At 73.1% G+C, this 18760-nt stretch carries 18 protein-coding genes; 5 read left to right on the forward strand and 13 right to left on the reverse strand.

Features of this window, described 5'->3' with window-relative positions:
• Positions 1 to 9: 9 nt before the first annotated feature.
• The 5 genes from ET526_RS16045 to ET526_RS16065 are packed head-to-tail and all read right to left on the reverse strand — an operon-like array spanning position 10 to position 6498.
• Positions 10 to 2730, reverse strand: coding sequence for a sensor histidine kinase (locus ET526_RS16045; protein WP_204623678.1), 2721 nt, complete (start codon positions 2728 to 2730; stop codon positions 10 to 12).
• Positions 2730 to 2957: a hypothetical protein gene (locus tag ET526_RS16050; protein WP_135468861.1), complete on the reverse strand. Its 228-nt coding sequence runs from the start codon at positions 2955 to 2957 to the stop codon at positions 2730 to 2732. The genes ET526_RS16045 and ET526_RS16050 overlap by 1 nt, the downstream gene beginning before the upstream one ends.
• Positions 2954 to 5023, reverse strand: coding sequence for a 3'-5' exonuclease (locus ET526_RS16055; protein WP_240048433.1), 2070 nt, complete (start codon positions 5021 to 5023; stop codon positions 2954 to 2956). Before ET526_RS16055 ends, ET526_RS16050 begins: the two co-directional genes overlap by 4 nt.
• A 10-nt stretch (positions 5024 to 5033) precedes the next feature.
• Positions 5034 to 5417, reverse strand: coding sequence for a response regulator transcription factor (locus tag ET526_RS16060; RefSeq protein WP_135468865.1), 384 nt, complete (start codon positions 5415 to 5417; stop codon positions 5034 to 5036).
• 40 nt (positions 5418 to 5457) lie between these two features.
• Complete coding sequence (locus ET526_RS16065; RefSeq protein ID WP_158295611.1) at positions 5458 to 6498, reverse strand: putative nucleotidyltransferase substrate binding domain-containing protein; 1041 nt, start codon at positions 6496 to 6498, stop codon at positions 5458 to 5460.
• 156 nt (positions 6499 to 6654) lie between these two features.
• Here ET526_RS16065 and ET526_RS22440 point away from each other — a divergent pair, with 156 nt between their 5' ends.
• Both ET526_RS22440 and ET526_RS16075 read left to right on the forward strand, forming a co-directional pair.
• Positions 6655 to 8037, forward strand: a complete 1383-nt coding sequence (locus tag ET526_RS22440) for a leucyl aminopeptidase family protein (protein WP_135468870.1) — start codon at positions 6655 to 6657, stop codon at positions 8035 to 8037.
• A 168-nt stretch (positions 8038 to 8205) separates the two neighbouring features.
• On the forward strand, positions 8206 to 8613 hold the full coding sequence (locus tag ET526_RS16075) for a MarR family transcriptional regulator (RefSeq protein WP_135468873.1): 408 nt from the start codon (positions 8206 to 8208) through the stop codon (positions 8611 to 8613).
• 66 nt (positions 8614 to 8679) lie between these two features.
• Here ET526_RS16075 and ET526_RS16080 read toward each other — a convergent pair whose 3' ends face one another.
• The 7 genes from ET526_RS16080 to ET526_RS16110 form a co-directional block, all read right to left on the reverse strand.
• On the reverse strand, positions 8680 to 9612 hold the full coding sequence (locus tag ET526_RS16080; RefSeq protein ID WP_135468875.1) for a 2-hydroxyacid dehydrogenase: 933 nt from the start codon (positions 9610 to 9612) through the stop codon (positions 8680 to 8682).
• Entirely contained in the window at positions 9612 to 10073 is a 462-nt protein-coding gene (locus tag ET526_RS16085) for a hypothetical protein (RefSeq protein WP_135468877.1), read from the reverse strand. Before ET526_RS16085 ends, ET526_RS16080 begins: the two co-directional genes overlap by 1 nt.
• Positions 10070 to 11686 carry an ABC transporter ATP-binding protein gene (locus ET526_RS16090; RefSeq protein WP_135468879.1) on the reverse strand — a complete coding sequence of 539 codons (1617 nt, stop codon included), beginning with the start codon at positions 11684 to 11686 and terminating at the stop codon, positions 10070 to 10072. The genes ET526_RS16085 and ET526_RS16090 overlap by 4 nt, the downstream gene beginning before the upstream one ends.
• A gap of 43 nt (positions 11687 to 11729) precedes the next feature.
• Positions 11730 to 12770: an ABC transporter permease gene (locus tag ET526_RS16095; RefSeq protein WP_135468882.1), complete on the reverse strand. Its 1041-nt coding sequence runs from the start codon at positions 12768 to 12770 to the stop codon at positions 11730 to 11732.
• A complete protein-coding gene (locus ET526_RS16100) occupies positions 12770 to 13888 on the reverse strand; it encodes a microcin C ABC transporter permease YejB (protein WP_135468885.1) in 1119 nt (372 codons plus the stop codon). The genes ET526_RS16095 and ET526_RS16100 overlap by 1 nt, the downstream gene beginning before the upstream one ends.
• A 9-nt stretch (positions 13889 to 13897) precedes the next feature.
• On the reverse strand, positions 13898 to 15751 hold the full coding sequence (locus ET526_RS16105; protein ID WP_135468887.1) for an extracellular solute-binding protein: 1854 nt from the start codon (positions 15749 to 15751) through the stop codon (positions 13898 to 13900).
• Positions 15752 to 15820: 69 nt separating this feature from the next.
• Entirely contained in the window at positions 15821 to 16609 is a 789-nt protein-coding gene (locus ET526_RS16110; RefSeq protein WP_135468889.1) for an inositol monophosphatase family protein, read from the reverse strand.
• A gap of 155 nt (positions 16610 to 16764) precedes the next feature.
• Here ET526_RS16110 and ET526_RS16115 point away from each other — a divergent pair, with 155 nt between their 5' ends.
• Positions 16765 to 17508 (forward strand): 3-deoxy-manno-octulosonate cytidylyltransferase, encoded by a 744-nt coding sequence (locus ET526_RS16115; RefSeq protein WP_135468892.1) that lies wholly within the window; start codon positions 16765 to 16767, stop codon positions 17506 to 17508.
• A complete protein-coding gene (locus tag ET526_RS16120; protein WP_135468894.1) occupies positions 17505 to 18356 on the forward strand; it encodes a prephenate dehydratase in 852 nt (283 codons plus the stop codon). Before ET526_RS16115 ends, ET526_RS16120 begins: the two co-directional genes overlap by 4 nt.
• 103 nt (positions 18357 to 18459) lie before the next feature.
• Here the strand turns inward: ET526_RS16120 and ET526_RS22655 are convergent, their stop codons facing one another.
• Positions 18460 to 18627: a hypothetical protein gene (locus ET526_RS22655; protein WP_408869768.1), complete on the reverse strand. Its 168-nt coding sequence runs from the start codon at positions 18625 to 18627 to the stop codon at positions 18460 to 18462.
• Here ET526_RS22655 and ET526_RS22660 point away from each other — a divergent pair.
• Positions 18586 to 18726, forward strand: coding sequence for a hypothetical protein (locus ET526_RS22660; protein ID WP_408869769.1), 141 nt, complete (start codon positions 18586 to 18588; stop codon positions 18724 to 18726). The two genes, ET526_RS22655 and ET526_RS22660, sit on opposite strands and share 42 nt — an antisense overlap.
• The last annotated feature ends 34 nt before the right edge of the window (positions 18727 to 18760 follow it).

Here is an 18760-nt window from a genome sequence, read left to right on the forward strand (position 1 = left end):
CGCTCCGGCTCAGTGCGCGGCGGGAAGCGGCAGGGTGAAGCGGAACACCGCGCCCTCCCCCGGCCGGCTCTCGGCCCAGATCCGCCCGCCCATGTGCTCGACGATGCGGCGGCAGATGGCGAGGCCGAGGCCGGTTCCCGCCGGGCGGTCCGTCATCGTCTCGCCGGCCTGGCGGAACTTGTCGAAGATCATGCCGAGATCCGCTTCCGCGATGCCGGGGCCGTTGTCGCGGACCGCGACCTCGATCCGGTCCTCCTCCACCCGCAGGGAGACCTCCACCCGGCCGGTGCCGGCGGGCGAGAATTTGGCGGCGTTGGACAGCAGGTTCACCAGCACCTGCATCAGCCGGTCATGGTCGCCCTGGACGGGCGGCACCTCCTCCGGCACGCGGATCTCCACGGCCACGCCGCGGTCGCGGAAGAGCTGGCCGGTTGAGGCCACCGCCTCCTCGATCACCGCGGCGAGATCCACGCGCGTGACCTGCCACTGCATCGCCCCGGCCTCGATTTTCGCCATGTCCAGGAGCTGGTTGATCAGCCGCGTCAGCCGCTCGCTCTCCTTGATGATGAGGGAGAGGAATTCCTGGCGCTGCTCGAGCTCCAGATCCGGATTGTCGTGCAGGATCTCCGACAGGGAGCGCACCGCGGTCAGCGGCGTGCGCAGCTCGTGGGTGACGGTGGAGAGGAAGTCGTCCTTCATCCGGTCAAGCTCGCGCAGCCGCTCGTTCGCCGCGCGCAGCGCCGCCGTGGCTTGTTCGAGCTCGGCGGACTTCTGCTCGAGGCGGCGGCTGTACTCGATCACCCGCGAGGCCTCGTCGAGCATGCGCATCAGCTCCGCCGGCCCGACCGATCCGCCATGCGAGAGGGAGGAGAGTGCCACGCGCGCCGAGGCGGCGCCGATCACCCCCGTCAGCAGGCGCTCCGCGAACAGCATCAGCTCGGCATCCGCCGGCTGGCCGGGGTCCAGGCGGAGGCCGCGCTCGCGCGCATGCTCCGCGAGCGCGGCGTCGGCGCGCTCGGCGCCGAGCAGGCGGCGCAGCAGGCGCACGAGCTCCCCCGTCGCCAGCGCGCCGGCCCATTCGGCGGGGGTGCGGGAGCCGTCCTCTGCGTGGAAGGCCTCGACGAAGGCAGTCGCCTGCGCCCGCTCCCCCGGTTCCGCGCGGTCGAACAGCGAGACGCCGACGAACAGGCCGAGATTGGCGAGCCCGCTCCAGAACAGCGCGTGCGTCAGCGGATCGAGCCCCTCCAGCCCGAGCAGCGCGTAGGGCCGCAGCAGCGCGATGCCCCAGGGCCCCTCCGCCAGGAAGCTCGCCGGCAGCCAGCCCGAGCGGGCGAAGGAGGGCAGCAGCAGCGTGTAGCCCCACACCAGCGTCCCCGCGACCAGGCCGGCGATGGCGCCGCGCCGCGTCGCGCCAGCCCAGAACAGGCCGCCGATCAGCGCCGGCGCGAATTGCGCGACGCCGGCGAAGGAGATCAGCCCGATCGCCACCAGCGCATAGGCTCCGCCCGCGACCAGGTAGTAGGCGTAGCCGAGCAGCATGATCACGACGATGGCGACGCGCCGGATCGCCAGCACCGGCAGGTGCGGCTCCGCCCTCCCGCCGTTCCGCGCGGCGAGACGCCGGCGCAGCAGGGCCGGGATCACCAGGCTGTTCGAAACCATCGTGCTGAGCGCGATCGTCTCCACCACAATCATGCCGATGGCGGCGGACAGCCCGCCCAGGAAGACCAGCAGCGCCAGCCACTCGGCGCCATGCGCCAGGGGCAGCGCCAGCACCACCATGTCGCGGTCCACGCCCTCGCCCGGCAGCAGCAGCAGCCCCGCCAGGGCCAGCGGCAGCACGAACAGGTTGATCAGCAGCAGGTAGAGCGGGAACAGCCACACCGCGCGGGTGAGCTGCCGCTCGTGCAGGTTCTCCACCACCAGGAGCTGGAACTGCCGCGGCAGGCAGATGATGGCGAGCAGCGCCAGGATGGTGGCGGTGATCCAGCCGCCGTCCTCCAGCACCGGCTGGGCGGTGAGCAGCGGCGCGATGTCCTCCCGCGCCCGGGCCCGCGCGAACAGGTCGCCGAGGCCGCCGAACAGCCCGTAGGCGACGAAGGCGCCGACCGCGAGGAAGGCGAGCAGCTTGACCACGGATTCCGTGGCCACCGCGATCACCACTCCCGGATGGTGCTCCGAGGCGTCGATCTGGCGCGCGCCGAACAGGATGGTGAACACCGCCATCAGCAGCGCGGTGTGGAAGGCGCTGTCGAGCAGCACCGGCTGCGCGCCCGCCGGCGCCGCGCCGCCCGAGAGCAGCTCGAAGCTGACCGACACCGCCTTGAGCTGCAGCGCGATGTAGGGGATGATGACCACCACGGCGAGCGCCGCCACCAGCCCGCCCAGGAACTCGCTCCGCCCGTAGCGCGCCGCGATGAAGTCGGCGATCGAGGTGATGCGCTGCGTCTTGGCCACCAGCACGATCTTGCGCAGCAGCAGGAAGCCAAGCGTCATCGCCAGCGTCGGGCCAAGATAGATCGGCAGGAAGCCGAGGCCGATCGTGCTGGCGCGTCCGACGCTGCCGTAGAAGGTCCAGGTGGTGCAGAACACCGCGAGCGACAGGGCGTAGACGGTGGGGCTGTGGCTCAGCCGGCTCGCCCGCTGCCGCTGCCGGTCCCCCCACCAGGCGATGGCGAACAGCAGCAGCAGGTAGGAGAGCGCGGTGCCGACCAGGATCCAGGCCGGCATCAGCCCTCCTCCGCCCCGTCCCGGTGCGCGCGGCGCTCCGTGTGCAGGGCGAGCAGCAGGATCACCCCCGCCCAGGCGCCGAACAGGTAGAGGTAGAGCAGCGGCCAGCCGAACAGCGTGCCCTCGCCGAAGATCCGCAGCAGCCAGGGGCTGAACAGCACCGATGCGAGCAGGAACAGCCCGACCAGGCGCTCGTGCCGGCCGCCTTCGCGGGCGCGGGGGCTCAAAAGGCGTGCCCCCGCGCGCGCAGCTCCACCTGCATGTTCGAGCTGCGCACCGCGTCGTCCAGGGTGTGGATGCCGCGCTCCTTCAGCATGTCCACGAAGCGGAGGAAGATGCGCGCCGTCGCCATGGCGTCGCCGAGGGCGGAGTGCCGCCCCTCGACCGGCACGCCGAGCCGCGCGGCCAGCGCGTCCAGCGAGTGCTCCCCCTCCTCGCCCTGCAGGAACAGGGAGAGCACCATGGTGTCGAGCACCGGGTTATCGAAGCGCACACCGGCCGCCTTCTCGGCCATGCGCAGGAATTTCAGGTCGAAGGCGGCGTTGTGGGCGACCAGCACGGCCTCGTCCACGAAGGCGCGGAACTCCGGCAGCACCGCCTCGGCCGGCGGGCAGTCGCGCACCATCGCGTCGGTGATGCCGTGGAAGCGCGTCGAGGCCGCGGGGATGGAGCGCCCCGGATTGATCAGCGCGCTGAAGGTCTCCCCGGTCAGGATGCGGCCGTTGACGATGCGCACGGCGCCGATGGAGATCAGCCGGTCGCCGCCCGAGGGGTTGAGGCCGGTGGTCTCCGTGTCGAACACCACGCAGGTCAGCCGGTCGAGCGGCGTGCGGCCGAGCGCGCCGGAGACCAGGGGCTGGTGCAGCAGGTCGAAGTCGAAGAATTCGGGCCGGGAGAGCGCGCCCTCCGGCACCGCTCCCCGGGCGCGCGAGGCGCGGGCGAGCGGCATGCGGATGCGCGCGCGCCCCCCGCCCGCCTCCTCGCTCCAGAGGTCGCTGTGGTGGCGCTGCAGCACGTCGCCGAGGCTCAGCCCGCCGAGCGCCCCCTCCAGCGGGTCCTCCGCCCAAACGGAGAGCGCGGCCATCGGCACCGGCGGCCCGTGCCAGGAAAGGTCGAGATAGGCGCGCGCCTCCCGCCCCTCCGCCGCCATCTCGAACTCCCTGACGCCGAGCTGCGCGCCGAGGCGCGCGATCAGGTGGCCGAACAGGATCACCAGGCTGTGGCTGTCCGCGTGCAGCCATTGCGGCTCTCCCGCCGCGCGCACCTCCGCCCCCGCCTGCGCGGCGCGGAAGGCGACCAGCGTGACGAGGTCGGAGGAGAGGATGTCGCCCATCGGCCAGAGCCGGCCGGCGACGCTGCGGTACTCGGCGGCGATCGCCTCGAGACGCGTGGAGAGGGACTGCGCCTCGCCGAGGATCACGCGCTCGAACTCGGCCCGGCCCTCGGGCGGCAGCTCCGGATTGTCGGCCAGCGTCTCGGCGGCGGCGCGCAGGTTGGCGATGGGCTGGCGCAGCTCCTCGCTGGCCTGGCGCAGCAGCGCGTCGCACTTGCCAAGGGTGGCGAGCTCCGCCGTGGCGTCGGCCAGCGTCAGCACGTAGCCGGTGACCTGCCCGCCGGTCACCACCAGCCCCATGCGGCCCTGCAGCAGCGCCCGCCCGTCGGCGAGCGCGGTCAGCACCTGGGCGTGGCGCTCCTCGGCTGCGGCCGTATCCTGGCCGGAGGCGCGGGTCAGGCGCTCCAGCGCGTGCAGCACCGGCTCGCGCGCGACCAGCGGCAGCAGGTTGCGGCCGAGGCCAAGCCCGCCGCGCAGGCCGAGCAGCGCCAGGGCGCGACGGTTGTAGAGCAGGATCTGGTGCTCGAGGTTGCAGACCAGCACGCCGTCGTGCAGATCGTTGAGGATGGCGGCGAGGCGGCTCTTCTGCTCCTCGACGCGGGCGGTGGACTGCGCCACCGCCTCCTCAACCCGGCGGCGGGTCTGGAACAGCCGCTCCGCCAGCGCGTTCACCGCTTGCGGCAGCGGCGCGAGCGCGGCGAAGCGCGCCTCGGGAAGGCGCGCTTCCTCCTCGGCATGGGCGAGGACGTTCGTCTCGGCGGCGAGCGCGGCGAGGCGCCGCAGCAGCGCCGCCTCCACCAGCTTCCAGGCGGCGAGGACGGTGGCGGCGACGACGAGGGCGGGCGTGACGGCGGCCGAGGGCGGCGCGCCCTGCGGCAGGGTGGCGCCGAGGCCGGCCAGCGCGGCGCCCAGGGCGCCGAGGGCCAGGAAGCGGAGGCCGAGGCGCCGCCGGCCGCTCACCGCCAGGGGCTCACGGCGCGGCCTGCGGCGCCCCGAGCCGGCGCCGCACCGTCTCCACCAGCTCCCGCGTCGAGAAGGGCTTGGTGACGTAGTCGCTGGCGCCGAGGGCGAGGCCCTTCTCGCGGTCTATGTCGCGCCCCTTCGCGGTCAGCATGATGATCGGCACGTCGCGGCAGCGCGCCTCGGCGCGCAGGCGCTGGCAGACATCGTAGCCGCTGCACGCCGGCATCATGGCGTCGAGGATGATGAGGTCGGGCACCGCCTCCTCCACCGCCTGCAGCACCTCCTCTCCGTTGCGGGCGACGCGCACCGCGTAGCCGGCCTTCTGCAGCAGGAATTGCAGCGACAGCAGGATGCTCGGCTCGTCGTCCGCGACCAGGATCGTCTGGCTCATCGCGCTTCCTCCCCCGGCGCCGCCGGCCGGGACCTTTTCCTCACAGATAGCCGTGCCGGTATTTCGACGCCATGGCGGACTGCATGGTGCGCACCGCGCGGAACGCCGCCCTGAGGCGCCGCCGCTCGGCCTCGTCCAGCTCCCCGGGGCTCACATGGTTGTCCGGGCGCAGCCCCTCCCGCGCCATCCGCGCCTGGTGGCGGAGGCGGAGCGAGCCGATCAGCTCCAGCGCCGCGCGCAGCTCCCCCGCGCCCTGCCGGCTCAGCGCGCCCGCCGCCTCCAGCGCCTCGAGGCGACGGAAGGTGTTCACCTCGCCGATCCCGGCGGCGAGGGCGTGCACGCGCGCCATCTCCACGATCGGCGTCACGCCGTTGATCTTGAGGTCCATCCTCCCCTCGTGTGCGCCGCCGCGGGCCAGGCGGAAGCGGCCGAGGAAGCCGAGCGGCGGCTCGCGGCTCATCGCGTTGCGCGCGAGATGGGCGAGGAAGATGGTGTTCCGCCGCGCCTTGCCCAGCACCAGCTCCTGCAGCCGCCCGAACAGCGGCGCCTCGCCGGCGATGCGGCGGAAGTCGAAGAACACGGAGGAGAGCATCAGCGCCTTCGGCTCCGGCCGCTCGATCCACTCCGTGAAGTAGCCCTGCCAGACCGAGAGCGGCTGGCACCAGCGCTCGGTCATCGCCATCATCTCGCCGGGGCAGTGGAGATAGCCGCAGAGGTCGAGCCCGTCGCAGACGAAGCCGCCGAGGGCGCGGAAATAGCCGCGGTGGCTCGCCTCGCGGAAGGCGTCGTCGAGGACGAGGCCGTTGTCCTGGTCCGAGCCCGCGGTCAGCTCCTGCCGCCCCTGCGAGCCGGCGGCGAGCCAGGCGTAGGGCACGGGCGGCGGGCCGAGCCGCGCCTCGGCGAGTTCCAGGAGGCGACGGGTCACGCCGTCCGCGATCTCGGTCACGGCGAGGCCGATCTCGCGCACGCTCCGCCCCGCGCCGAGCATGTCCGCAATCAGCCCCGGCACCCGGGCGACGACCTGCCGCAGCCCCTCGGGCTCAGCGCAGCGGCGAAGCTCGTGCGTGGCGGCGGCGTCCAAGCCCCTTCTCCTCGCGGCCGGGAAGCCTAGAACAGATCGGAGAGGGCCGGAACAGCCCGCCTTCTTCGGGGCTGGACAGGGCACGCCGCGCCGGGCGATCAGACTCCCCGGCCGGCCGGCCCGGATTCGCGGGCCGCGGCCCAAGGGGGGCGCCCAATGCTGACCTGCCTCGCCGGCGCCGACGCGCCGGCGCTGCCGCTCCATGTCACCGATCCCTCCGGGCTTGAGGCCCTGCTGGGCCGGCTCGGGCCGGGGCAGGCGGCCTGGCTGCGCGCCACCGGCTTCGCCGCCAGGGCGCAGGAGGTGGCGCTGCTGCCCGGCGCGGAGGGACTCGCCGGCGCCGTGCTCGGCCTCGGGGCGGAGGCGACCACCCCCTGGTCCTTCGGCGGCCTGCCCCTGGCGCTGCCCCCCGGCACCGCCTGGCGCCTGGCCGAGCCCGGCCCCTGGGCCGCCGCCGCGGTGCTCGGCTGGTGCCTCGGCGCCTATCGCTACGCGCGCTTCAAACCCGCACCCCGGGCGCCGGCGCTGCTGGCGCCGCCCGCGGGGGTGGAGGAGGCGCTGGTGGCGGCCGAGGCCACCTGGCGCGTGCGGGACCTCATCAACACGCCGGCCAACCTGCTCGGCCCCGCCGAGCTGGCGGAGGCCGTGCGCGACCTTGCCGCCGCGCATGGCGCCGCCTGCGCCGTCATCGCCGGCGAGGCGTTGCGCGACGGCTTCCCGGCGCTGCACGCGGTCGGCGCCGGCAGCCCGCGGGCGCCCCGCGTCGCGGTGCTGGAATGGGGGGAGGCGGGGGCGCCGCTGGTCGCCCTCTGCGGCAAGGGGGTGTGCTTCGACACGGGGGGGCTCGACCTCAAGCCCTCCGCCGCCATGCTGCGGATGAAGAAGGACATGGGCGGGGCGGCGGTGGTGCTCGGCCTGGCCGAGATGGTGATGCGCCTGCGGCTGCCGGTGCGGCTGCTGGTGCTGGTGGGCGCGGTGGAGAACGCCGTCTCCGGCGAGGCCTTCCGGCCGATGGACGTGCTGCGCACCCGCGCCGGCTTGGCCGTGGAGGTCGGCAACACCGACGCGGAGGGGCGGCTGGTGCTGTGCGACCTGCTGGCCTTCGCTGCGGAGCGCCGGCCGGCGCTGCTCCTGGACTGCGCCACCCTGACCGGCGCGGCGCGCGTGGCGCTTGGGCCCGACCTGCCGGCGCTGTTCACCCCCGACGACGCGCTGGCGGAGGCGCTGCTCGGGGCGGCACGGGAGACGGAGGACCCGATGTGGCGGCTGCCCCTGCACGGGGGCTACGCCTCCTGGCTGGACAGCGCCATCGCCGACCTCGGCAACGTCTCCTCCAGGCCGATGGCCGGTGCCATCATCGGCGCCCTGTTCCTGCAGCGTTTCGTCCCCGCCGGGCTGCGCTGGGCGCATCTGGATTTGTACGCCTGGAACGATACATCAAGGCCCGGGCGGCCCGAGGGCGGAGAGGCGCAGGCGATGCGGGCCCTGGTGGCCGGCATCCGGCGGCTTTTCGGGTCCGGACCGGGCGCGGGCAGGTAACGAAAACGAGATGAGCGGGAAACTTTGCAAGTCTCCTGGGTCTGAGCCGTTCAGTTCGCGTTAATCAAGGGAAAGCGCCCGCTGACCGGGCTGCCCCGGGCCGAGGACAGGGAGGTGCATGCGGGCGGTGGGGATTCGCATGCGCCGGATGGCGAGAGGATTTGAGGCATGGCACTGCAGAACAACCCCGATCAGCTTGTCGGCATCCTGCGCGATACCGTGGTCGCCCTGGTGCGGCGGGACGGCCCCGACCTCTCGGCGCGCCAGCTCGGCGTCTTCCTTACGGTGTACCTGACCGACGGCCCGCATACGGTGCGCGGCCTGGCGGCGGAGCTGAACGTCTCCAAGCCGGCGATCACCCGCGCCCTCGACCGCCTGGGCGAGCTGGACCTCGCCCGCCGCAAGGTGGATCCGATGGACCGCCGCAGCGTGATCGTGCAGCGGACCCTCAAGGGCACCGCCTTCCTGCGCGACCTGCGCCAGATCATGATCGAGGCGGAGGCCCATACCCGGGACATGCCCCCGGTCGAGACCGCGGTGGCGAACGCCGAGCGGGAGGCCCGCAAGGCCGGCTGAGGACCGCCTTCCGCCGGCAGCCCCGCGGCCGCCGGCGGAGCGAGGCCGCCAAGCCTGGGCTTTTGGTCAGTAGCCCCTGGCGAAATCCACCAGGTTGATCAGCGGCGCGCCTTGGCGCACGCGCCGCAGGTTCTCGATCACCTGTGGGGCCGCGCTCTCGGGGATGGTGATGCTCGCGGCATGCGGGGTCATCACCACCTTCGGATGGGTCCAGAAGGGGTGGTCGGGCGGCAGGGGCTCCGGCTCGAACACGTCGAGCGCCGCCCCCGCCACCTGCCCGCTCTCCAGCGCCGCCAGCAGATCCTCCTGCACCAGATGGCCGCCGCGGGCGGCGTTGAGCAGGAAGGCGCCGCGGGGCAGCAGAGACAGGGTGCGGGCGTTGAGCACCCCCCTCGTCTCCGGCGTCAGCGGCAGCAGGCAGATCAGGATATCGGCGCGGGGCAGCATCGCCTCCAGCCCTGCCGGGCCATGGAAGGTCTCCACCCCCGGAACCTGCTTCGGCCCGCGCGACCAGCCCATCACCGGAAAGCCGAGCGGCAGCAGCGCGCGCGCCGCCGCCCCCCCGAGCTCGCCGAGGCCGAGGATGCCGATGCGGCGCGCCGCGGTGTCCGGCGCCGGCAGCTCCTCCCACCGCCGCGCCGCCTGCAGGGCGCGGTATTCGGGGTCCTGGCGGTGGAAACGGAGCACGTTCAGCAGCACCCACTCCGTCATGCCCTGGGTCAGGCGCGCATCCACCAGGCGCGCCACCGGCACGCCGGGCGGCGGCCCCGGCGGGCGCAGCAGGTGGTCCACCCCCGCCCCCATGGAGACGATGAGGCGGAGGTTGGGGTAGCGCCGGAGCTCCGCCATGTCGTGCGAGGTCCAGACCACCGCCGCCTCGATCCCGGCCGGGTCCCCGGCCTCGGGGAAGAGGCGGATGTCGAGGGCGGGGTCGAGGGCGAGCAGGGCATCGCGCCAGGCCGCCATGGCGGCGGGCCCGGTGGAGAGCAGAACGGCCATCAGTCCTCCACGATCCTGACCGCGGGCAGGGTCTCGGTGTCGTCGGGAAGGTCGCGCACGAAGGCGCGCCAGTCGTCGCGGCGGGTCGCCGCCCGCTCCTCCCCGTTCGGCAGGCGGGCGAACAGGCTGAGCACGCCGCGCGACCACCAGAAGTCGAACTGCGCCGGATCGGACAGCACCAGCGCCGCCGTGCGGTCGAACACCGCGTCGCGCACCCGCGGCATCACCCGCGCCATCCACCACCAGCAGCCCACCGCCAGCACCGCGGCGCCGAGATAGAAATGCACCAGCACGGTGGAGGCGAAGGAGGAGACCAGCACGATCGCCGCCGGGGTCACGTTCTCGGCCGCGCGGTAGACCGGGCTGCCGGGGCTGTTCATGCGGCGGATGTGGACGCCGAGCTTGACCTTGTCGGCCTCAAGCAGCGCGCGCAGGCGCTCGAACTCGTTCGCCTCGTTCATGCGCGCGAGACCTCGGGCTCGGCGCCGGGCAGGGTGCTGACGTCGAAGGCGGCGGCCATCAGGGCCTGCGTGTAGGGCTGGCGGGGGCTGGCGGTCAACGCCTCGGCCTCGCCCTCCTCCACCACCCGCCCCTCCTTCAGCACGATGATGCGGTGGGCGAGGGCGCGGACCACCCGCAGGTCGTGGGAGATGAACAGGTAGGCCAGGCGGTGACGCGCCTGCAGCTCCCGCAGCAGCTCCACCACCTGCGCCTGCACCGAGACGTCGAGGGCACTGGTCGGCTCGTCGAGCACGAGGAGGCGCGGCTTGAGCACCAGGGCGCGGGCGATGGCGATGCGCTGGCGCTGGCCGCCGGAGAATTCGTGCGGGTAACGCTCGGCCATGGTGGGATCGAGCCCCACCTCCTCCAGCGCCTGGGCGACGCGCGCGGCGCGTTCGCGCCGGGGCAGGGCGGGCTCGTGCACCTCCAGCCCCTCGCCGATGATCTCGCCCGCCGTCATGCGCGGGGAGAGGGAGCCGTAGGGATCCTGGAAGACGATCTGCATCGCCCGACGCAGCGGCCGCAGCGCGCGCTGGGACAGGCCCTGGATGTCGCGCCCGAGGAAGCGGATCGCGCCCTCGCTGCCCTCGAGGCGCAGCAGGGCGAGGCCGAGCGTGGTCTTGCCGCTGCCGGATTCGCCGACCAGCCCGACCGTCTCCCCCTCCCGCAGGCTGAGGGAGACGCCGTCCACCGCCTTCACATGCCCGACCGTGCGGCGCAGGATGCCGCGGCGGATCGGGAAGTGCACCTTGACGTCGCGTGCCTCCAGCACCTGCGCCGCGCCGACGGGCACCGGAGCGGGGCGGCCGCGCGGCTCGGTCGCCAGCAGCATCCGCGTGTAAGGGTGGCGCGCCGCGCCGAAGATCTGCGCCGCCGGCCCCTGTTCCACCGCCTCGCCGTCCTTCATCACCACCACGCGGTCGGCATGGCGGCGGACGATGGAGAGGTCGTGGGTGATCAGCAGCAGCGCCATGCGCCGCCGGCGCCTGAGATCGGCCAGCATCTCCAGGATCTGCGCCTGGATGGTGACGTCGAGGGCGGTGGTCGGCTCGTCGGCGATCAGCAGCTTGGGGTCGTTGGCGAGCGCCGCGGCGATCATCACCCGCTGGCGCTGCCCGCCGGAGAGCTGGTGCGGATAGGCGCCGAGGCGCGCCTCGGCGTTGGGCAGGCCGACGTCGCGCAACAGCGCCAGCACCCGCTCGCGCAGCGCGGGGCCGGAGAGCGGCTGGTGCAGGGTGATCGCCTCCGCCACCTGGCGCCCGATGCTGTGCAGCGGATTGAGCGAGGTCATCGGCTCCTGGAACACCATGCCCGCCGTGCCGCCGCGCAGCGCGCGGAGCGTCGCCTCCGGCGCGCCCAGCACCTCCACCCCGTCGAGCAGGATGCGCCCCGCGGGGTTGGTGCCGCCGACCGGCAGCAGGCGCAGCACGGAGAGCGCGGTGACGCTCTTGCCGCTGCCGGATTCGCCGACCAGCGCCACCGCCTCCCCGGCCTCCACCGTGAAGGAGACGTCCCGCACCACCTCCCTGCCGCGGAAGGCGACCGCAAGCTTCTCGACCGAGAGGAGGCTCATCGGCCCTCCGGCGCTCGGGGCGCGGAGGGCCGGCCCGGCGGGATCATGTCCGCGCGCCTCCCGGCAGCTTGCGGGGGTCGAAGGCGTCGCGCACCGCCTCGCCGACGAAGATCAGCAGCGTCAGCACGCCGCCGAGCACCACGAAGCCGGTGAAGGCGAGCCAGGGCGCCTGCAGGTTGTTCTTGCCCTGCGCCAGCAGCTCGCCGAGCGAGGGGGAGCCGGGCGGCAGGCCGAAGCCCAGGAAGTCGAGCGAGGCGAGCACCGTCACCGAGCCGGAGAGGATGAAGGGCAGGAAGGTCAGCGTCGCCACCATGGCGTTGGGCAGGATGTGGCGCGCCATCAGCCGCGTGTCCGACACGCCGAGCGCCCTGGCGGCGCGCACGTAGTCGAGGTTGCGGCCGCGCAGGAACTCGGCCCGCACCACTCCGGTCAGCCCCATCCAGGAGAAGATCAGCAGGAAGCCGAGCAGGCTCCAGAAGCTGGGCTCGATCACGCTCGCCAGGATGATCAGCAGGAAGAGCTGCGGCATCCCCGACCAGATCTCGATGAAGCGCTGGAACAGGAGGTCAATCAGCCCGCCGTAGTAGCCCTGCACCGCGCCCGCGGCGATGCCGACGGCGGAGGCGATGATGGTGAGGGTGAAGCCGAACAGCACCGAGATGCGGAAGCCGTAGATCACCCGCGCCAGCACGTCCCGCGCCTGGTCGTCGGTGCCGAGCCAGTTCCGCGCGCTCGGCGGCGAGGGCGCCGGGCGCCCGAGGTCGCGCACCACCGAATCGTAGCGGTAGGGGACCAGCGGCCAGACCATCCAGCCGCGCTCCTCCACCCGCTCGCGCAGATAGGGGTCGTGCCAGTCGGCGGTGGTGGGCAGGCCGTCCTCGATGATGTCGCTCTCGGCGTAGCTCACCACCACGGGAAAGTACCAGCGCCCGTCCACCCGGGCGAGCAGCGGACGGTCGTTGGCGATGAGTTCGGCGAACAGCGTCACCACGAACAGGACGGTGAAGATCCAGAGGGACCACCAGCCGCGCCGGTTGGCGCGGAAATTGGCGAGGCGCCGCCGCGTGATGGGGGAGAGGGCCATCAGCGTCGCGCCTCGAAGTCGATGCGCGGATCGACCAGCGTGTAGGTGAAGTCGCCGACGATCTGCATCAGCAGGCCGAGCAGGGTGAAGACGTAGAGCGTGCCGAACATCACCGGGTAGTCGCGGCGGATCGCCGCCTCGAAGCCGAGCAGGCCGAGCCCGTCGAGGGAGAAGATGATCTCGATCAGCAGCGCCCCGGTGAACAGGATGCCGATGAAGGCCGAGGGGAAGCCGGCGATGATCAGCAGCATGGCGTTGCGGAACACATGGCCGTAGAGCACGCGCCGCTCCGTCGCGCCCTTGGCGCGCGCCGTCACCGTGTACTGCTTGTTGATCTCCTCGAGGAAGGAGTTCTTGGTGAGCATGGTCAGCCCGGCGAAGCCGCCGATCACCAGTGCGGTGGTGGGCAGCACCATGTGCCAGGCGTAGTCCAGCGCGCGCTCCAGGAAGGGGGCGCCCTCCATGCCCGGCGAGGTCAGGCCGCGCAGCGGGAAGATCTGCAGGTAGGTCCCGCCGGCGAACAGCACCACCAGCAGGATGGCGAAGAGGAAGCCGGGAATGGCGTAGCCGACCAGCACCACGCCCGAGGTCCAGACGTCGAAGCGCGAGCCGTCGCGCACCGCCTTGCGGATGCCGAGGGGGATGGAGACCAGGTAGATGATCAGCGTGGACCACAGGCCGAGCGAGATGGAAACCGGCAGCTTCTCGATGATCAGGTCGATCACCGGCCGGTCGCGGAACAGGGAGCGGCCCAGGTCGAAGCGCAGGTAGCCGCCGAGCATCTCGAGGAAGCGCTGGTGCGCCGGCTTGTCGAAGCCGAAGGCGCGCTCGATCTCGGCCACCACCGCGGGGTCGAGGCCGCGGGCGCCGCGGTAGGTGCCGACCGGGCCGGCGGCCCCGTCCGCCGCGCCAAGGCGCTCGGGCGGCCCCGGCGCGCGCACCTCGCCCGCTCCCTCGCCGGTCAGGCGGCCGAGCGCCGCGCCCTCGCCGCGCAGCTCGGCGATCATCTGCTCGACCGGGCCGCCGGGGGCGAATTGCACGATGGCGAAGTTGATCAGGATGATGCCGAACAGCGTCGGCACCACCAGCGCCAGACGGCGAAGGAGATAGGCCCCCATGGTCCCGCGCTACTGCGCCTGCTCCCGCTTGCCCTGCTCCACCGCGCCCTCCCGGCCGCGCTCCACCCACCAGGAGTCGAGGGCCAGCGCGTAGCGCGGGTTGCGCGGCGGGCGGCCGAACTTGTCCCAGTAGGCGATGCGGAAGGTGCGGCTGTGCCAGTGCGGCACCACGTAGTTGTTCCACAGCAGCACGCGGTCCAGCGCCCGGGTGCGCGCCACCAGCTCCTCGCGGTCCGGCGCGGCGATGATCATCTCCACCAGCGCGTCCACCACCGGGTTGCAGATGCCGGCCGTGTTGCGGCTGCCGTTCTCCCGCGCCTTCTCGCAGGTCCAGTAGTCCCGCTGCTCGTTGCCGGGGGAGAGGGACTGGCCGAACACCTCCACCGTCATGTCGTAGTCGAAGGCGTCGAGGCGGACCTGGTACTGCGCCGGGTCCACGGTGCGCACCCGCGGCGCCATGCCGAGGCGCTGCAGCCACTGCACATAGGGCAGGGCCACGCGCTCGAAGCTCGGCCCGTTCAGCAGGATCTCGAACTCGAAGGGCTGGCCCTGGCCGTTCACCAGGCGGCGGTCGCGCACCGTCCAGCCGGCCTCGCGCAGCAGGGCCAGCGCGCGGCGCAGCGCCTCGCGGTTGTTGCCGGAGCCGTCGGTGACCGGCAGGGTGTACTCCTCGGTGAAGACCTGCTCCGGCACCTGGCCGCGGAAGCCCTCCAGGATCTCCCGCTCCCGCCCCTCCGGCAGGCCGGACGAGGCCAGCTCGGAGTTCGAGAAGTAGGAGGTGGTGCGGGCGTAGCTGTCGTAGAACAGGTTGGCGTTCATCCACTCGAAGTCGAACACCTCGATCAGCGCCCGGCGCGCCCGCGCGTCCTGGAACAGCGGCCGGCGCAGGTTCATGACGAAGCACTGCATCCCGGTCGGCAGCTCGTGGCGGATCTCGTCGCGCCGCACCAGGCCACGGCGCACCGCGGGGAAGTCGTAGGCGGTGGCCCATTCCTTGGCGATGTTCTCGGTGCGGAAATCCACCTGCCCGGCCTTGAACGCCTCCAGCGCCACGGTGGCGTCGCGGAAGTACTCGTAGCGCATGACGTCGAAATTGTTGGTGCCGCGCATGGTCGGCAGGTCGCGCCCCCAGTAGTCCGGCACCCGGGCATAGGTGATGCCGCGCCCCGGCTCGAAGCGCTCGATGCGGTAGGGGCCGGAGCCGAGCGGCGGCTCCAGCAGCGGCCGGGCGAAGTCCCGCCCCTCCCACCAGTGCCTCGGCAGCACCTGCATCTGTCCGAGGATCAGCGCCAGCTCGCGATTCTCGTCGGTGCGGAAGCGGAAGGTGACCTGCCGCGGGCCCTCCGCCACCACCTCGGTCACGTCGGCCCAGTAGGAGCGGTAGAAGGGCCGCCCGTGGCTGCGCAGCGTCTGGAAGGTCCAGACCACGTCCTCGGCGGTGACCGGCCGCCCGTCGTGCCAGCGCGCCTCCTCGCGCAGCTCGAAGGAGACGCCCCTGCGGTCGGCCGGCAGCTCGATGGCGCCGGCGAGGTGGCAGTACTCCGTGCTCGCCTCGTCGTAGCTCTGCCGGAGCAGCATGTCGTAGAGGTTGCCGAGGCCCACCGCCGGCGTGCCGCGCAGGATGAACTGGTTGAAGCTGTCGAAGCTGCCGAGCGCGCTCAGCACGATCTCCCCGCCTTTCGGCGCGTCCGGGTTCACCCAGGGCCAGTGCGGGAAGTCCGGCGGCAGGGCAGGCTCGCCGAGCAGCGAGAGGGCATGGGTCCGCACCGGCCCGCCCGCCGGGGCCGCCGCCCGGGCGGGACGGAGGTGCGGGAGCGTCAGGCCAAGGCCAAAGGCCAGCCCGAAGAGGTCGCGTCGCAGCATCGCCCGAGAGTGGGGCTTCGGCCGCCTTCACACAACAGCGCGACCGGGACCGTTACCCGCGCGGCGCGGTCAGCTCCCCGCCAGCAGCCGCACCGCCTCGCCGAGCAGCGCCGGATCGCCGACGGCGAGGACCCGCCCGTCGCCCCCGAGCGCCAGCGGCGCCCCGTCCCAGCCGGTGACGCGCCCGCCCGCCCCCTCCACCACCGGGACCAGCGCGGCCCAGTCCCAGGGCTGCATCGTCGCCTCCGCCACCATATCCACTAGGCCGAGCGCGAGCAGCCCATAGGCGTAGCAGTCGCCCCCCCAGGTCACGCGCCGCGCCGCGGCGCGCAGCCGCTCGAAGCCCGGCCGGTCGGCGGGGGCGAACATGTCCGGGCTGGTGCAGGACAGCTCCGCCTCCCCGACCAGCCCGCAGGGGCGGCAGCCCACCTGGCCGCCGAGGGGCGAGCGGAAGCGCGTGCGCTCCCCGGCCAGACCGATCCAGCGTTCCCCGGCGGCCGGCTGGTCGATCAGCCCGAGCACCGGCCGCCCGCGATGCAGCAGCCCGATCAGCGAGCCGAAGAGGGGCCGGCCGGTGACGAAGGCGCGGGTGCCGTCGATGGGGTCCAGCACCCAGAGCCATTCGGCGTCGGGACGATCGGCGCCGAACTCCTCGCCCCAGATGCCGTGGTCGGGAAAGCGGTCGGCGAGCACGGCGCGCATCGCCCGCTCCGCCGCGCGGTCGGCCTCGGTGACCGGGCTGGCATCGCCCTTGGCCTCCACCAGCAGGGCGGAGCGGAACAGCGGGCGGATCACCGCCCCGGCGGCGTCGGCGGCCGCCTCGGCCGCCGCCACCAGCTCCGGCGCGAGGCGCGTCATGGTGCGGGCATGTCTCCGTATCGGTGCGGCGGCGGCCGGCGCCTCCGCGCGCCGCGCGAAGATTGCCCCGGCCTGCCGCCTCGACTAGAAGCGCGCGGACCATAGTCGGCGCCCCGCCGACCGGCAACGGCCCAGCGCCAGGAAGCCCCGACGCCGTGACACCCATCATCGTGATCCCCGCCCGCATGGCCAGCACGCGCCTGCCAGGCAAGCCGCTCGCCGACATCGCCGGCCGGCCAATGGTGCTGCACGTGCTCGACCGGGCGCGGGAGGCTGGCATCGGCCCCGCCGCCGTCGCCGCCGAGGATGCCGAGATCGTGCAGGCGGTGCGCGCGGCGGGCGGCACCGCGGTGCAGGTGGCCGAGCAGGTGCCGAGCGGCACCGACCGTGTGCAGCGCGCCCTGGCGGCGCTTGATCCCGAAGGGCGGTACGACGTGGTGGTGAACCTGCAGGGCGACGTGCCCACCCTCGACCCCGCGGCGCTGCGCGCCGTGTTGGAGCCGCTCTCCGACCCGGCGGTGGAGATCGGCACCCTGGTTTGCCCGATCGAGGGCGAGGGGGAGCTCGCGGCGGACTCCTTCGTCAAGTGCGCCTGCGCCTTCCCCGAGGGGGCGCGGGTGGCGGCGGCGCTCTACTTCTCCCGCGCGCCCATCCCCTGGGGGGAGGGGCCGCACTGGCACCACATCGGCATCTACGCCTTCCGCCGCGCCGCGCTGGAGCGCTTCGTCGCCCTGCCGCCGAGCCCGCTCGAGCAGCGGGAGCGGCTGGAGCAGCTCCGCGCGCTGGAGGCGGGGATGCGCATCGGCGTCGCGCGCATCCCGCACGGGCCGTTCGGCGTGGACACGCCGGCCGATCTCGCGCGGGCGCGGGCGGTGCTGGCGGGAGGCAGGCACGCATGAGCATCATCGCCTTCCAGGGCCTGCCCGGGGCCTATTCCGACCTCGCCTGCCGCGCCGCCTATCCCGGCTGGAGCACGCTGCCCTGCCCGAGCTTCGAGGCGGCGATGGACGCAGTGCGCGGCGGCGAGGCCGAGCTTGCCATGCTGCCCTGCGAGAACTCGCTGGCCGGGCGGGTGCCGGACATCCACCGCCTGCTGCCGGATTCCGGCCTCGCCGTGGTGGGGGAGCACTTCCAGCGGGTGGAGCACTGCCTGCTGGCGCCGCGCGGCGCGACCCTCTCCACGCTGAAGCGCGCGCACAGCCACCCGGTGGCACTCGGCCAGGTGCGCAACATCCTGAAGGAGCTCGGCCTGGAGCCGGTGATCGAGGCTGACACCGCCGGCGCGGCGCAGATGATCGCGGCGCGCGGCGGGGTGGAGGATGCGGCCATCGCCTCCTCCCTCGCCGCCGAGATCTACGGCCTCGAGATCCTGCAGCGGAACGTGGAGGACGCGGCGCACAACACCACGCGCTTCTACGTCTGCGCGCGCGCCCCCGCCCCGCCGCCGCCCGACACGCCCGACTGCGTCACCACCTTCGTCTTCCGGGTGCGGAACATCCCTGCCGCGCTCTACAAGGCGCTGGGCGGCTTCGCCACCAACGGCGTGAACATGACGAAGCTCGAGAGCTACATGCTGGACGGCGAGTTCACCGCCACGCAATTCCTGGCCGATGTGGACGGCCATCCGGAGCAGCCGCCGGTGCGGCGCGCGCTGGAGGAGCTCGAATACTTCTCCCGCGCACTGCGCGTGCTCGGCACCTACCGCGCCCACCCCTATCGACTGGAGCATCAGGGGCGGGGCTGCTGACGCCACGGAGCCGCCCGAACGGGCGAGGATGGCCGCCCATTCGGCACATGGCGCCTGCGCCGCGAGCCAGGGCGGACGGGCGATGCCCTGGCAGACTGCTTTCTCAGAGCGTGTTTGAGAAAGGGATTCCGGCGCGACGGGAAGCGTTATTCATAGGGGTGTTGGTCTTGAGGACGACACTCGATGCGACGGCGCCGGCAAGAAGATCGCGGGGCGCAAGCGGCCCATCCTGACCGACACCGACGGCCGCCTGCTCGAGGTTCAGGTCCATGCCGGCAGTGTACAGGATCGCAACGGCGCCACGCCCCTGCTGCGCTTCGATCAGCTCAGGAAGAAGACCCCGTATTTATTTTGCGTATTGGCCTTGTAGGCCCTGTTAGAGCTTGAGCTGATTGGGGGTGGCG

This window comes from Crenalkalicoccus roseus, assembly GCF_004761865.1.
Classification (GTDB): domain Bacteria; phylum Pseudomonadota; class Alphaproteobacteria; order Acetobacterales; family Acetobacteraceae; genus Crenalkalicoccus; species Crenalkalicoccus roseus.